The organism is Asanoa sp. NPDC050611 (assembly GCF_040654855.1).
GTDB lineage: Bacteria > Actinomycetota > Actinomycetes > Mycobacteriales > Micromonosporaceae > Asanoa.
On the sequence record NZ_JBFAIU010000190.1, the window covers coordinates 1 to 14,506 of the forward strand.

At 73.5% G+C, this 14,506-nt stretch carries 12 protein-coding genes and 1 pseudogene; 7 read left to right on the plus strand and 6 right to left on the minus strand.

What is annotated here, in order from left to right:
* The coding region (locus AB0H87_RS25890; RefSeq protein WP_360150682.1) for an extracellular solute-binding protein at window positions 1-1,419 on the minus strand (1,419 nt) is incomplete at its 3' end.
* 360 nt (window positions 1,420-1,779) lie between these two features.
* Here AB0H87_RS25890 and AB0H87_RS25895 point away from each other — a divergent pair.
* Genes AB0H87_RS25895 through AB0H87_RS25910 form a run of 4 tightly spaced genes read left to right on the plus strand, consistent with a single transcriptional unit; the run spans window position 1,780 to window position 6,721 of the window.
* Complete coding sequence (locus AB0H87_RS25895; RefSeq protein WP_360150685.1) at window positions 1,780-2,766, plus strand: zinc-binding alcohol dehydrogenase; 987 nt, start codon at window positions 1,780-1,782, stop codon at window positions 2,764-2,766.
* On the plus strand, window positions 2,763-3,560 hold the full coding sequence (locus AB0H87_RS25900) for a sugar phosphate isomerase/epimerase family protein (RefSeq protein ID WP_360150688.1): 798 nt from the start codon (window positions 2,763-2,765) through the stop codon (window positions 3,558-3,560). Before AB0H87_RS25895 ends, AB0H87_RS25900 begins: the two co-directional genes overlap by 4 nt.
* On the plus strand, window positions 3,557-4,876 hold the full coding sequence (locus AB0H87_RS25905) for a trehalase family glycosidase (RefSeq protein ID WP_360150691.1): 1,320 nt from the start codon (window positions 3,557-3,559) through the stop codon (window positions 4,874-4,876). The genes AB0H87_RS25900 and AB0H87_RS25905 overlap by 4 nt, the downstream gene beginning before the upstream one ends.
* Before the next feature lie 15 nt (window positions 4,877-4,891).
* A complete protein-coding gene (locus tag AB0H87_RS25910) occupies window positions 4,892-6,721 on the plus strand; it encodes a glycogen debranching N-terminal domain-containing protein (RefSeq protein WP_360150694.1) in 1,830 nt (609 codons plus the stop codon).
* A 297-nt stretch (window positions 6,722-7,018) separates the two neighbouring features.
* Here the strand turns inward: AB0H87_RS25910 and AB0H87_RS25915 are convergent, their stop codons facing one another.
* From AB0H87_RS25915 to AB0H87_RS25925, 3 genes are all read right to left on the minus strand, one after another.
* A complete protein-coding gene (locus AB0H87_RS25915) occupies window positions 7,019-8,383 on the minus strand; it encodes a permease prefix domain 1-containing protein (protein WP_360150697.1) in 1,365 nt (454 codons plus the stop codon).
* Window position 8,384: 1 nt separating this feature from the next.
* Window positions 8,385-8,732, minus strand: a complete 348-nt coding sequence (locus AB0H87_RS25920; protein ID WP_360150700.1) for a PadR family transcriptional regulator — start codon at window positions 8,730-8,732, stop codon at window positions 8,385-8,387.
* A 76-nt stretch (window positions 8,733-8,808) separates the two neighbouring features.
* Window positions 8,809-9,627 carry a methyltransferase domain-containing protein gene (locus AB0H87_RS25925; RefSeq protein ID WP_360150703.1) on the minus strand — a complete coding sequence of 273 codons (819 nt, stop codon included), beginning with the start codon at window positions 9,625-9,627 and terminating at the stop codon, window positions 8,809-8,811.
* A gap of 94 nt (window positions 9,628-9,721) precedes the next feature.
* On the opposite strand from AB0H87_RS25925, the pseudogene AB0H87_RS25930 reads away from it, so the two are divergent.
* Window positions 9,722-9,916 (plus strand): annotated as a pseudogene (locus tag AB0H87_RS25930) (helix-turn-helix transcriptional regulator); the annotation flags it as partial.
* A 153-nt stretch (window positions 9,917-10,069) separates the two neighbouring features.
* Here AB0H87_RS25930 and AB0H87_RS25935 read toward each other — a convergent pair.
* Together AB0H87_RS25935 and AB0H87_RS25940 are read right to left on the minus strand one after the other, a co-directional pair.
* Window positions 10,070-10,684: an ATP-dependent Clp protease proteolytic subunit gene (locus AB0H87_RS25935; RefSeq protein WP_360150706.1), complete on the minus strand. Its 615-nt coding sequence runs from the start codon at window positions 10,682-10,684 to the stop codon at window positions 10,070-10,072.
* Window positions 10,685-10,686: 2 nt separating this feature from the next.
* Entirely contained in the window at window positions 10,687-11,292 is a 606-nt protein-coding gene (locus tag AB0H87_RS25940; protein ID WP_360150709.1) for an ATP-dependent Clp protease proteolytic subunit, read from the minus strand.
* A 145-nt stretch (window positions 11,293-11,437) separates the two neighbouring features.
* On the opposite strand from AB0H87_RS25940, the gene AB0H87_RS25945 reads away from it, so the two are divergent.
* Together AB0H87_RS25945 and AB0H87_RS25950 are read left to right on the plus strand one after the other, a co-directional pair.
* Window positions 11,438-12,472, plus strand: a complete 1,035-nt coding sequence (locus AB0H87_RS25945; protein ID WP_360150712.1) for a 1-aminocyclopropane-1-carboxylate deaminase — start codon at window positions 11,438-11,440, stop codon at window positions 12,470-12,472.
* A 32-nt stretch (window positions 12,473-12,504) separates the two neighbouring features.
* The coding region (locus tag AB0H87_RS25950) for an AAA family ATPase (protein WP_360150715.1) at window positions 12,505-14,506 on the plus strand (2,002 nt) is incomplete at its 3' end.

Here is a 14,506-nt window from a genome sequence, read left to right on the forward strand (position 1 = left end):
AACACGATCGCGTTGTCGGCCATCGTCGCGATGTCGTCGCCCGTCAGCAGCCCGCACCTCGTCCGCGGCGCGTTTCGCCGCGCCGGCGGCATCGACCTCACCGCCGGTCAGGGCGTTCACGGCCTTGGGCACGGGCAGCTCGCCGAGCGTGGCACCCAGCAGCGCACCCTGCTTCTGCGGCAGCGCCCACCGCTTGAACGTGTCGGGGCTGGTCCGCAGCGCCTCCAGCACGTCGGCCGGGTAGCTCTCGGAGAGCGGCTTGCGGGTGTCGACGCCCGCCGGCAGCGTGTTCCAGGCGGTGGTGAACTTCTGCGGATCGCCGGAGTCGCCCTTGCGGACCGGGAACTTGCCCTCCGGCGCGATGCCGAGCCAGCCGGGGTAGCCCTCGTTCATCATGTACTGGACGAACCGGCGGGACTGCTCGGTGTTCTCCCCCTCCGCCGTGATCGCCCAGCTCGTGATCTCGCCGAACTGGGCCGGCTGCCCGTCGGGCCCGGCCACCGCGGTCACGATGCCGCTGTTCTTGGCCAGGAACGCCGGGTCGGCCTTGCACTCGGGGCAGGTCGGCAGGGCGTCGTTGCGCAGCCCGGCCATCTCGTCGAGCAGGAACGACGACCAGACCACCATCGCGGCCTTGCCGGCGAAGTACGTGGCCCGGGTGGTGTCGACGTCCTGCGCCCCCGGCACCGAGTAGTTCTTGAACAGGTCCTGGTAGAGCTGGAACGTGGCCACGCACTGCGGCGAGTCGAGCTGCACGTTCTTCTGGTCGTCGACCAGCTCGCAGCCGTTGCCGAGCGCGAAGTTCTCGAACGTCTGCTCGGTGAACGCGTCGTTGGGAACGTTGGCCATCGTGATGCCCGCGACGCCGCCCTTGTTGAGCTGCTGCGCGGCCGTGCGGATCTTGTCGAACGTGTCGGGCGCCTGCAGGCCGGCCTTGTCGAACAGGTCCTTGCGGTAGAAGAGCAGCTGGGCCCAGCCGTCGCTGGGCACGGCGAGCTGGTTGCCGTCCTGCGCGGTCAGCTCCAGGGCCCGCGGCGAGAAGGTGTCGCGGCCGAGCTCGTCGACCACGGACTTCGCGGCGTCGGTGTCGAGCAGGTCGTTGGTCGCCATCTGGGCCACGGCGGCCAGCGGCAGCGCACCGATCACGTCGGGCAGCTGCCCGGCGGCGGCGGCCGAGGTCACGAGGCTGGTGAACTGGTTCTCGTCGGTCGCGACGATCTTGACCTGGATGCCGGTCTTCGCCGTGAACTCGTCGGCGATCTTCTGGGTGGCCTGGACCCGGTCGGTCTGGCTCTCGAGGCTCCACACGGTGATCGAACCAGTGGCGTCGTCCTCGGGGTCGTCGCCACCGCAGGCGGTGAGTGCGGTGGTCACCAGGGTCGCCGCGATAACGGCGGTGAGCAGGCGTCTCGCGTTCACGCGGTCAGCTCCTTCGTCCGATATATCGATCTCTCCCTTAGTCCACGATCTACGGACGAATCACACCAAGGTCTTATACGCGAAGGCAAGACATATGTACGTAACGTTCGGCCTCTTGGTCGGGTAACGGACGATCTTGCCTCCGCCGCCGCGCCGCAGGGAACGATTTGTCCACATATGACGGACAGATGACCATCCAGACTTATACTTGATTGCCAGACATAAGTGCGTAACATCTCGGCGGAACCAGCCGTCGTTATGTCGCGCACTTCTCTCTACGATCATGGGTGGAAGGCCGTCGTGCCGCAGATAGTGCAGTTCACCTCCCCTCGCCACGTTGAGGTCATCGACCAACCCCACGTGGAGCTGCGTCCCGGGCAGGTGCGCGTCCGCACCAGCTACTCGGGGATATCGGCGGGCACCGAGCTGACCGCCTACCGCGGCACGAACCCCTACCTCAACCGCGACTGGGACCCGGAGCTGCGGCTGTTCGTCGCCGGCACGAGCGGGCTGCGCTACCCGGTGGCCGGCCTGGGCTACTCCGAGGTCGGCGAGGTGGTCGAGGTGCTGGCCGAGGAGCCGCACCCCGACGACCCACGACCGGGCCAGCAGGTCTGGGGCATCTGGGGGCACCGCGGCGAGGCCGTGCTCCCGATCGAGAAGGTCCGCGGCTGCGTGGTGCCGGCCGGCCTGGACCCGGTCGCGGCCACCTTCGCCCGGGTCGGCGCGGTCGCGCTCAACGGCGTGCTGGCCGCCGACGTCCACCTCTCCGAAGTGGTCGCGGTCTTCGGCCAGGGCGTGCTCGGGCTGCTCGCCACCCGGCTGGCCCAGCTCTCCGGCGCCACGGTGGTCGCCGTCGACACGCTGCCGGCGCGGCTGGAGAAGGCCATGGACTACGGCGCCGCACACACGATCGACGCCGCCGCGCACGACGTCGCGCTGCGCATGCGCGAGCTGACCGCCGGTCGCGGCGCCGACGTGGCGATCGAGATCAGCGGCCAGTACGCGGCCCTGCACGACGCGATCCGCGCGGTCGCGGTCGACGGGCGGGTCGTCGCGTCCGGCTTCTACCAGGGCGACGGCGTCGGGCTGCGGCTCGGCGACGAGTTCCACCACAACCGGGTCCGGATCGTCTCCTCCCAGATCGGGGGCGTGCCACCGGAGCTCGCGGGGCGCTGGGACCAGGCCCGCCTCAACCAGGCGTTCCTCGGTCTCGCCCAGCAGGGCGCGGTCGACCCCGTCGGCCTCGTCACGCACGTCATCGCGGTGGAAGAGGCGGCGGAGGCGTTCGCCATGCTCGACCACCGTCCGCAGGAAGCACTCCAGGTGGTGTTGAAGTTCTCATGATCAAGATCTCCTGCCAGGAGCAGCTGCTCCCCGGCGAGAGCCTCCAGGCGAAGTGGGACTTCGCCGCGCGCGCCGGCTACGACGGCATCGAGCTGCGGGCCAAGGGCGACTTCGCCTTCCGTGACCGGCTGCCCGAGCTGCGCCAGGCGGCCCGGGACGGCGTGCCGATGCCGTCGGTCTGCGTCGACATGCTGCACTTCATCGGCGCCTTCGACGCCGACCTGCGCCGCGACGCGATCGCCCAGCTCCGCTCCCAGCTCTCCGTCATCGCCGAGGTCGGCGGCTCGGTGGCCTGCACCCCCGCGTCGTACGGCATGTTCTCCCGGCGCCTGCCCCCGTTCGAGCCGCCGCGCACCCCCGACGCCGACCGGGCCGTGCTGCTCGCGGCGCTGACCGACCTGGGTGCGCACGCCGCGAGCCTCGGCGTGACCCTCGTGCTCGAGCCGCTCAACCGCTACGAGGACCACATGGTCAACCGGCTCGACGAGGCGGTGTCGCTGGTCGACGAGGCCGGGCCGCGCGGCCTGCGGGTGCTCGCCGACACGTACCACATGAACATCGAGGAGGACGAGCCGACGAGCGCCCTCGTCAAGGCCGCCGACCACCTCGGTCACGTGCAGGTCAGCGACTCCAACCGGTTCCAGCCCGGCACCGGTCACATCGACTGGGGCGCGCTGCTCGGCACGCTCGACGCGATCGGCTACGACGGGCACCTGGCCGTCGAGTGCCGGCTGCGCGGCGAGCCCACGGCCGCGGTCGCCGCGATCCCCGGCTTCCTGCGGAGGTGGTCGTGACCGTCGCCCTGGCTCCCACCGCACCCGTCATATCGCCGTCCGCGTCGCTCGACCGGGCGGCGCGGCGGGTCCTGGCCGCGAACTGGCGGCGCGGCGCGACCGTGCCCGCCGGCGGCCTCTACCCGCACCAGTGGAGCTGGGACTCGGCGTTCATCGCGCTGGGCCTGCGGCACCTCTCACCGGTGCGGGCGCAGCGCGAGCTCGAGTCGCTGTTCGGCGCCCAGTGGGCCGACGGCCGGGTGCCGCACATCGTGTTCGACCCGCTGGTGCCGGCCGACGCGTACTTCCCCGGACCGGCCTTCTGGCAGTCCACCGACGTCGCCGGCGCGCCCGGCGTGCCGACCTCCGGCATCGTGCAGCCGCCCGTGCACGCCCTCGCCGCCTGGGAGACGTTCCGGGCCGCGCCGACCGTGGCCCGGTCCCGCCGGTTCCTGGAGCGGCTCTACCCGCGCCTGGTCGCCTGGCACGACTGGCTGCTCACCGCGCGGGACCTGCGCGGGCGGGGCCTGGTGTCCGTCGTGCACCCGTGGGAGTCCGGGATGGACAACAGCCCGGCCTGGGACGCGCCGCTGGCCCGGGTGGTCCCGCTGCCGCCCGCGGACCTGGCCCGGCGCGACCTCGCGCACGCGGCCGCGGCCGAACGGCCGACCGACGCCGACTACGGGCGCTACATCCGGATCGCCCGCGACTACCGGGACGCCGCCTACCAGGGAACGCCGGGGTTCGCGGTCGAAGACCCGCTGTGCAACGGGCTGCTCGCGGCCGGGGAGCACGCCCTGGCCGCGATCGCCACCGAGATCGGGCTCGACCCGACCCGGCACCTGGTCCGGGCCCAGCAGGTCACCGACGCGCTGATGGCCGAGCTGTGGGACGTGACCGCCGGGACCTTCCTCGCGTACGACGTCCTCGGCGAAGCGCCGCTCCGGTCGTACTCCGTGGCGGGTCTCCTGCCCGTGGTCATCCCCGACCTGCCGGTCGCGACGGATCTCGTGAAGACCGCGCTCGGTGACCGGTTCCGGCTGGCCGACGCCTGCCCGCTGCCCAGCTACGACCTGACAGCGGCCGACCACGAGCCCGGGCGCTACTGGCGGGGCCCGGGATGGATCAACACCAGCTGGCTCTTCTGGTACGGCCTGCGCCTGCACGGCGAGACCGGGCTGGCCGACGACCTGCGCGACCGGCTCCTGGCGCGGGTGCGGACGGCGGGCTTCCGCGAGTACCTGGACCCGCTGACCGGCGCCGGCTACGGCACCGACGACTTCAGCTGGACCGCGGCGCTGACGCTCGACCTCATCCGCACCGGGCCGCGCCGCTGAGTCGTTGACCCCGTTATGCGCACCCTTGTCGCGGGCGTGACCTGCCTGCTGACCGACGCGGCCGGCAACATCACGGACAACGGCGGGTTCTTCGTCGCCGACACCCGGCACCTGTCGCGCTGGGTGCTGACGGTGCACGGCCGCGCGCTGCGGGCGCTGTCGGCGTCCACCGACTCCGACGAGGTCGTGCTCGCACCGCCGACCGTGCGCAACGAGAACCCGCCGTTCGTGCTGCGGCGGGTGCAGCGCCTGGGATCGGGCCTGCTCGCCGAGGAGCTGACGCTGACCAGCTTCGTGGGCTCCCCGCAGACCGTGCGGGTGGCGCTCTCGGTCGAGGCGGACTTCGCGGACCAGTTCGAGCTGCGCTCGTCGCGGCTGTTCGACAAGTCGGACGCCGACCGGGAGGTGACCGCGGCCGATACCGAGGTGGTCTTCGGGTACGCCCGGCGGGGCTTCCGGCGGCAGACCCGGGTGACCGCCACGCCGCCGGCCCGGCTGTCCGCGGACGGCCCCCAGTGGACGGTGACCGTGCCGGCGCACGGCTCGGTGACGCTGCGCGCGACGGTCTCCGCCGGTGACGCCGCGACCGTGCCGGCGCCGCCGTCCGCGCTGTCGGCCGTCCTGCCGGCCGATGACCTCGCCCGCTGTGTGGCGCGCGGCCTGGCCGACCTCGACAGCCTCCGGATGCCGGCCGCCGACCTCCCGCTGCCCGACCTCGACCTGCCCCCGGGCGCGGTGGTGCCGGCGGCGGGCGCGCCCTGGTTCCTCACGCTGTTCGGCCGGGACAGCCTGCTCACCTCGCTGTTCGCGCTGCCGTACCGGCCGGAGCTGGCCGAGGGCACGCTGCGCCTGCTGGCCGCCACCCAGGGCCGCGAGCACGCGGCGGAGCGGATCGAGCAGCCCGGCAAGATCCTGCACGAGCTGCGCCAGGGCGAGCTGGCGACGCTGGGCGAGGTGCCGTACGCCCGCTACTACGGCACGGTCGACGCCACCCCGCTGTTCCTCGTGCTGCTGGCCGAACACCACGCCCTCACCGGCGACGACGTCGTGGCCAAGGACCTGGAGCAAGCCGCCCGCGCCGCGATCCGCTGGATGCTCGACGACGGCGGCATGCTGGCCACCGGCTACCTGCGCTACCCGACCGACGCGCCCGGGCTCGTGCACCACTGCTGGAAGGACTCGGCGGACTCGATGGTCTTCGCCGACGGCGTGGTGGCGGCCGGACCGATCGCGGTCTGCGAGGCGCAGGGGTACGCGTACCGGGCGTTGCGCGGCACCGCGGAGCTGGCCCGCACGGCCTGGGGCGACCCGGACTGGGCCACCGACCTCGACCGGCGCGCGGACCGCCTGCGGGCGATGTTCTCCGCGGACTTCCGCCTGCCGAACGCGTTCGTCGCCCTGGCTCTGGACGGCGCGGACCGCCAGGTCGACGCGCTGGCCTCGAACGCCGGCCACGTGCTGTGGTCGGGCATCCTCGACGAGACGTGGGCCGGGCTGGTCGCGGAGCGCCTGGCCGCCGAGGACTTCTGGTCCGGCTGGGGCATCCGCACGCTGGCCGAGGGGCAGGCGCCGTACCATCCGCTCTCATACCACCGCGGCGGCGTCTGGCCGCACGACACGGCGCTCGCGGTGGCCGGCCTGGCCCGGGCCGGCCAGCGGGACGCGGCAGCGCGGATCGCCGACGGCCTGGTCGCCGCCGCGTCGACCGCGGGCGGGCGGCTGCCGGAGGTGCTGACCGGCCTTGGCCGTCGCGCGGGCCAGCCGCCGGTGCCCTATCCGCATTCCTGCTCGCCGCAGGCCTGGGCCGCGGCGGCGCCCCTCCTGCTGAAGACGGCACTCGCCTGACGGCGCGGGCACCGCCCAGGGGGAAGGCGGCGCCCGCGCGATCGGTGGTCAGTCGATGCCGCTTGCGGTGATGCCGGCCTGGGCCACTGACGGCAGCCAGACCAACACCCCGGTCACCACGGCAGCGACCGCGAGACGGATGAGCCTGCGCATTCCGCTCTCCCTCCACGCGTCCCGGTCGGGACATCTGTGATTCGGAGCACGGGTGCCGGTGGATGGGAGCCCGTTGGAGAGCGTCGCGATCTGCCGGGGTCGCGCAGGTTGTGGGGGCCGCGGTCGGCGGTGAAGGGGACCTCTCTAGAAGTAGTCGAACGCCGGCGGGAAGACGAGCACGACGGCCCAGGCCCAGGCGGCGTACGCGGCGAGGTAGCGGGTCTGCCATCGCTCCACCTCGGCGAACGGGCGGCGCCGGCGCACGAACTCGGCGAGCAGGAACGCCGTCCAGCCGAGGTTGGCCAGCAGGATCGCGTTGACGCCCAGGGCGGTCGCCTTGTTGGGCGTGTTGCCCCACTCGGAGATCCGGCCGAGGACCGCGAACAGCACCAGCGCGTCGATCAGCAGCGCGCTGGCCACCATCGCGAGCTGCAGCCGGTCGAAGAGCTTGGGCGGGGCGTCGGGGTCGCGGGCGGAGAGCGCGTACAGGAACAACCCGAGGACGGTCACGAGCAGCACGTCGAAGAGGATCAGCACGTCCCGGTCGACGTCGACGAGCTCGCCGGTCCAGGCCACGGCGACGAGGAAGGCCAGGACGGCGACCGTGAACAGCGGCGTGAACAGGCGGGTGAGCACCGGGGCCATGTTCTCGATGACGCTCTGCTTCGCCTCGACCAGCCACGCCGCGACGACGACGGCGGCCAGGCCGCTGCACGGCAGCACCCACAGACCCATGACGGTGTCGAGGTCGACGCCGATCGCGTCGAACACGCCGATGACCACCGTGGACAGCAGGCTCGTGCCCAACGAGATGAGCACGGAGTAGATGATGAACTCACCGGTGAACCGGATGAAGTCCATCCGCTTGCGGTCGGACCGCCAGTCGCCACCGACGTACGCCAGGCCGACGGCCAGCCAGAGTGCCAGCGGCAGGTGGATCGCGGTGAGCACGACGCTCTGCGAGCCCTCCGCGGTCGGATAGGCGTTGGCGGCGAGGGCGCCCACGACGAACAGCCCGGCGACGAGGCCGGTCCAGACGATTCCGAGCCGGCGACGCAGCGCGAAGTACGCCGCCAGCGGCACCAGGGCGAAGAGCGCGAGGTTGCGGATGTAGAAGTCGGTGTCCTCGCTGAGACTGACCCCGAACAGCTCAGGGATCTTGATGGCGACCGCGGCGGCGACCGCGCAGCCGGCCATCACCAGCCGGTCGTCGCCCATGCCGGCCGCAGCCGGCGCCCCCGTGTCGCCGGCCAGCACCAGCTGCTTCCAGAGCCGCTCGGAGTGGACGCGCGCGAACTCCCGCGACAGGTCGTCGAGGTTGCCCATCCGCTTGACCGCGACCAGGAACGCCTCGTCGGGCCGCAGCCCGGCCTCGACCAGGTCGGCCACCGTCGACCGGAGATGGTCCTCCAGCTCGTCGACGTCGACGTCGTGCACGGCCCGGCGGCGTCGCATGTAGGCGCGCCACTGCCCGATCTGGGCATCCAGGCTGTCGCTGTCGACGGTCATCTCACGCCTCCAGCGGCCGCGGTGCCGACTGCCAGACGTTCTTCAGCGCGTCGACCACGGCGGCCCACTGGCGGCGCTGCTCGGCCAGCTCGGTGCGGCCCTGGTCGGTGATCCGGTAGTACTTGCGCCGGCGGCCGCCGGGCGGCGTCTGCCAGCTCGACTCGATGTGGCCGAGCCGCTCGAGCCGGTGCAGCAGCGGGTAGAGCAGGCCCTCGGTCCAGGCCAGCTCGCCGCCGGACAGCTCGTCGATCTGCTTGAGGATCGCGTAGCCGTAGCTCTCACCCTGCGCGAGGATGCCGAGCACCATCGGCGTCGCCGACGCCGCCACGAGATCCTTTGTGACCTGCACCGCGCCCTCCAAACCTAGAACTGCGATGCATAGTAGTTCTAGGTATAGATCCCGCGCCTCGGTCGAACGGTGGAGGTCAATGCCGTACGGCCGACGCGACCCAGATCGTCAGCGCGGCCAGGAACTCGTCGCGCTCGCCCGCGGCGGCGACCTCGGCGAACCAGCGGTCGCGCAGCTCGTCCGGGATCATGCCGGCCTCCGGCGGCACGGCGGGGTTGAAGAACGGCATGACCACGGCGGCCGAGGCGGGATCGGGGAAGACCAGGGTCACCGGCGTCGCCGTCACCGCGGTCAGGCCGGCGCGCACCAGGCGGCGGCGCAGCGTGCGGCCCATGTCGTTGTGGTGGTCGGCGGCCAGGCTGAGCAGGCGGTCGCGCATCGCGGTGGCCAGGTCGGCCGGCACGCCGTCGGTCACCGCCGACTCCCAGTCGGTGTCGACGAGGCAGATGCGGCCGCCGGGGCGGGTGACCCGGGCCAGCTCGGCCACCGCCCGGTCCGGGTCGGCGAGGTGCTGGAGGACCCGCTCCACGCGTACACCGTCGAAGGTCCCCGTCTCGAACTCGAGATCCCTGACGTCACCCTGGACGAACCGCACCGGCAGGTGCGCGGGGGTCAGGTCGCTCGCGGCCCGGAGCGTGCGGGCGGAGGCGTCCATCGCCACGACCTCGCCCTCCGCCCCGACCACGGCGGCCAGCTCGCGCGCCACCTCGCCGGCCCCGGCGCCCGCGTCGAGCAACCGCTGACCCGGCTGCGGCGCGAGTGCCTCCCACGCCGTCCGGCGTACGCGCTGGATCTCGGGGTGTTCGGCCATCGCCCGCAGCACGCCGAAGAGCACGTCGAACATGGGTTCCGGCAGGGCATCGACGTCGCTGAAAGCGCCAGTGTCGGACTGCATGCCCTGAGCTAAGCACGTCCCGCTACGCCGAGCGCGAAACCGGGCCACCGGACGCGCGCGCCCGCATAGAGTCAGGCGCGTGACGGACCAGCCCCTGCTGCGCGAGGTGTTCGGCCGGCTGTTGCGCCGGGTCCGCCTGCGGCAGGGCCGCACGCTGGCCGAGGTCGCGCAGGACGCCCGCGTCTCCGCTCAGTACCTGTCGGAGGTCGAGCGCGGGCGCAAGGAGCCGTCGTCGGAGGTGCTCGCCGCCGTCTGCGGCGCCCTCGGCGTCGAGCTGCCCGACCTGCTCGTCGCCGCGGGCCGGGAGCTGGCCCCGCCGGCCCAGGTGCTGCGCCTCGCCGACGCCCGCGCCCGCGCGGCCCACCCCCGTCACACCGCGGCCCACCCCCGTCACACCGCGGGCCGCGCCGGCGAGGTGCACCTGCGGGTCGCCGCCTAGGACCTACCCGACCCGGGCCAGCGGCGTGCCCTTGCGGCTGCGCACCACATGGTCCGCGAGCCCGTACGCGACCGCCTCGTCCGCCGAGAACATCAGGTTGCGGTCGATGTCGGCGCGGATCTTCCCGGTCGGGTGGCCGCTGACCTCCGCGAGGATCTCCTCCATCTCGGCACGGACCCGGCTGACCTCCTTGGCCTGCACCGCGAGGTCCGGCAGCGTGCCGCGGGCCTGGCTCGAGGGCTGGTGCAGGGCCACCTTCGCGTGCCCGAGCACCGCCCGCTTGCCCGGCGTGCCGGCGGCGAGCAGCACCGCCGCGGCCGACGACGCCTGGCCGAGGCAGAACGTGGCGACGTCAGGCCGCACGAACCGCATCGTGTCGTAGATCGCGGTGAGCGCGCTGAACGAGCCGCCCGGCGAGTTGATGTAGAGGGCGATCTCCTGGTCGGGGCTCGCCGACTCGAGGTGCAGCAGCTGCGCCATCACCACGTTGGCGACGCCGTCGTCGATCTCCGTGCCCAGGAAGATGATCCGCTCGGCCAGCAGCCGCGAGTAGATGTCGAAGGCCCGTTCGCCGGTCGAGGTGCGCTCGATGACGGTCGGGATCGTGTACTGGCTCATCGTCACAACCCCATCGGCTGGCGGGTGACGGTCGGCCGCACGTCGTCGACCTGGGTCACCACGTGGTCGACCATCCCGTACGCGAGCGCCTCCTCGGCGTTGAACCACCGGTCCCGCCCGCTGTCCGCGTGCACGGCCTCGACCGTCTGCCCGGTGTGCTTGGCGATCAGTTCGACCAGGGTCCGCCCGACCCGCTCGAGCTGGCCGGCGTAGATCTCGATGTCGGCCGCCGTGCCGCCAAAGCCGGCGCTGCCCTGGTGCATCAGCACCTGCGCGTGCGGCAGGCTGAACCGCTTGCCGGCCGTGCCCGCGCAGAGCAGGAACTGCGCCATGCTGCCGGCCAGGCCCATCGCGACCGTACGCACGTCGTTGGGGATCACCCGCATCGTGTCGTAGATGGCCAGGCCGGCACTGACCGACCCGCCCGGCGAGTTGATGTAGAGGCTGATGTCCGCGCGCGGGTCCTCGGCCGACAGCAGCAGCAGCTGGGCGCAGAGGCGGTTGGCGATCGGGTCGTCGACCTCCGCGCCGAGCACGATGATCCGCTGGTGCAACAGCCGGGTGGCGAGCTGGTCGTCGAGCGACGCGCCGCCCGTCAAGCTCTGCATGGTCTCTCCTCGTGGGTCTCGGTGTTCGTGACCCCACGATGCGGAGCCGGCCCGCGGCCCGACCAGGCCACGCTGCTGGCAGCAGCGAGGTTCAGCGCTGGGCGAACTCTTGACAGCCCAGCGAGCGCGACGTGCAATATGTTGCATGCTTCTCGCTGACTTCGCGCGCTATCCCCTCCTGTTCGGTCCGAGCCCGGTCCACCCCCTCGACCGCCTGAGCGCGCACCTCGGGGGCGCCCGGATCTGGGCGAAGCGCGAAGACTGCAACAGCGGTCTGGCGTACGGCGGCAACAAGACCCGCAAGCTCGAATACCTGCTGGCCGACGCGCTCGCCGAAGGCGCGGACACGCTGGTCAGCATCGGCGGTGTGCAGTCCAACCACACCCGGCAGGTGGCCGCGGTCGCCGCGCGGGCCGGGCTCAAGGCCGTGCTCGTGCAGGAGAGCTGGGTCGACTGGCCGGACCCGGTCAACGACAAGGTCGGCAACATCCTGCTGTCCCGGGTCATGGGCGCCGACGTGCGGCTGGTCCAGGAGGGCTTCGGCATCGGCTTCAAGGAGAGCTGGCAGCAGGCGCTGGCGGACGTCCGCGCGGCGGGCGGCGTGCCCTACGCGATCCCGGCCGGCGCCTCCGACCACCGCCTGGGCGGGCTGGGCTTCGCCAACTGGGCGCACGAGGTCGAGCAGCAGGAGCGCGAGCTGGGCGTCTTCTTCGACACGATCGTCGTCTGCAGCGTCACGGGCAGCACCCAGGCCGGGATGATCGCCGGTTTCGCGGGCCAGGACCGGCCGCGGCGGGTGCTCGGCATCGACGCCTCCGCGAAGATCGACGAGACCCGCGCGCAGGTGGAGAAGATCGCGCGCAACACCGCGGAGCTGATCGGCCTGGGCCGCGACCTGCGCGACGACGAGATCACGGTGCTGGAAGGCTGGGCCGGCGACCGCTACGGCATCCCGGTCGAGTCCACCGTGGACGCCATCCAGCTGACCGGCACGCTGGAGGGCGTGATCCTCGACCCGGTCTACGAGGGCAAGTCGATGGCGGCGCTGATCGACCTCGTCCGGCGGGGTGACATTCCGCGCGATTCGAACGTGCTCTACGCCCACCTCGGCGGCCAGCCGGCGCTCAACGCGTACCACGCGGTGTTCGGTACTGCGTCGGATTGGCGAACGAAGGGTTGACCTGCGCGAACCCGCCGACGTAGCAAGACCGGATGGGGCAGATCGGGATCCGGCTCGTGGGACCGTTCGCAGTGGTCCGCGACGGCCGGGTGCTGCCCGACGCCGAGGTCGGCAGCCGCAAGGCGCGCACGCTGCTGGCCCTGCTCGCCGCCGAGCGCCGGGTCGTCGCCGTCGACCAGCTCGTCGGGGCGCTCTGGCCCGCGCGGCCGCCCGCGCGGCCCGCCGACAACGTGGCGACCCTGGTCAGTCGCGTCCGGGCGGCGCTCGGCGCGGACCTTGTCGAGGGCGGGCGCAGCGGCTACCGGCTGCCCGCCGACGTCACCGTGGACCTGCACGAGGCCGCCCGGTTCGTCGCGGAGGCCGAGCGCCGGCTGCCGGCCGATCCGGCGGCCGCACTCGATGCTGCCGGCTGGGCGGAGGGTGTCCTGGCCGCCGCGCCCGCACTGACCGGGGAGCCCGCCGCCGACTGGGCCGCGGCCGTCCGGGCCGACCAGGCGGCACACCTGCGGCGGGCCCGGCAGGTGGTGGCCGCGGCCGCGCTGGCGGGCGGGCAGCCGGCCCGGGCCCGCGACGCGGCGCTCGCGGCCGGCCGGGCCGACCCGTTCGACGAGGACGCGGTGCGGGCGCTCATGCGGGCCCACGACGCCCTGGGTGAGCCGGCCAAGGCGCTCGAGGTGTACGAGCGGCTGCGCGCCCTGCTCGCCGAGGAGCTGGGCGTCGACCCGGCGGCGGCGACGCGCGACCTGCACGTCGCGGTGCTGCGTGGCCGGACCACCCCCGCCGACGTGCCGGTCTTCCAGCCGCCCCCGCCTCCTCGCCTGGCCGGCCGCGACGCGGAGATCGACCGGCTCGCCGGCGCGTGGCGGGACGCGGGCGCGGGCCGGCCGCGGCTGGTCCTGGTCACCGGCGAGCCCGGCATCGGCAAGACCCGCCTGGCCGTGGAGCTGGCCCGGCTGGCGGACGGCGTCGTGGTCACGGTCCGCTGTTACGCCGCCGAACGCTCGCTGTTCCTGCAGCCGTTCGTCGAGGCGGTCGCGGCGCTGGTCGCCGACGCGCCCCCGGACCGGGTGCGGGCCGCCGCCGGCGACCGGGCCGGCGCCCTGGCGACCCTCGTGCCCGCGGCCGCCGCCGTGCTCGGCGCGCCGCCGGCCGAGCACGGCAGCCCCGAGGCCGAGCGCCGCGCCGCGTACGAAGCGGTCACGGTGTTCCTCCGGCGCCTGGCGGTGCCGCGCCCGGTGCTGCTTGTCGTCGACGACCTCCAGCACGCCGGCACGGCCACCGTCGAGCTGCTGCACTACCTGGCCCGGCACGCGGGCGGCGCCCGGCTGCTGGTGGTCGCGACCGTGCGGGCGGCCGAGGGCCGGGAGGCGCTGGCCACCCTCGACGAGGTCGCCGACGTCGTGCCGCTCGGGCCGCTCGACGGCGCCGCGATCGCGCACCTGGCCCGGGCCGCCGGCCAGGACGCCCGCGCCGCCGAGATCGCCCGCCGGACCCGCGGGCACACGCTGTTCGTGGTGGAGACGCTGCGCGCGCTCGCCGCGGGCCACACCGGTGTGCCCTCGTCGCTGCGGGCGAGCGTGCTGACCCGGGTCCGGGCCGCCGGGCCGGGCGCCGAGGAGCTGTTACGGGCCGCCGCCGTGCTCGGCACCTCGTTCGCGCCGGCCGCCGTCGCGGGCCTGCTCGGCGTCGGGACCGCGGAGGCGACGCTGCGCTGCGACCGGATCCTGGAGACGCGGCTGACCGTGGTCGCCGGGCGGGCGTACGAGTTCGCCAACGACCTCGTGCAGGAGGTGCTCTACGACTCGACGCCACAGCCGACCCGGCTGGCCCACCACCTGCGCGCCGCGGACGTGCTCGCCGACAACCCGGAGGCGGTGGCCCGGCACGCGCAGGCCGCGGGCGACGATCGGCGGGCCGGCCGGGCCTGGCTGGCCGCGGGCCGGCGGGCCGCCCGGCGCTACGCCGCCTCCGACGCGGAACCGTTGCTGGGCAACGCGATCGCGGCGGCCGAGCGGTGCGGCGACGCCGAGCTGC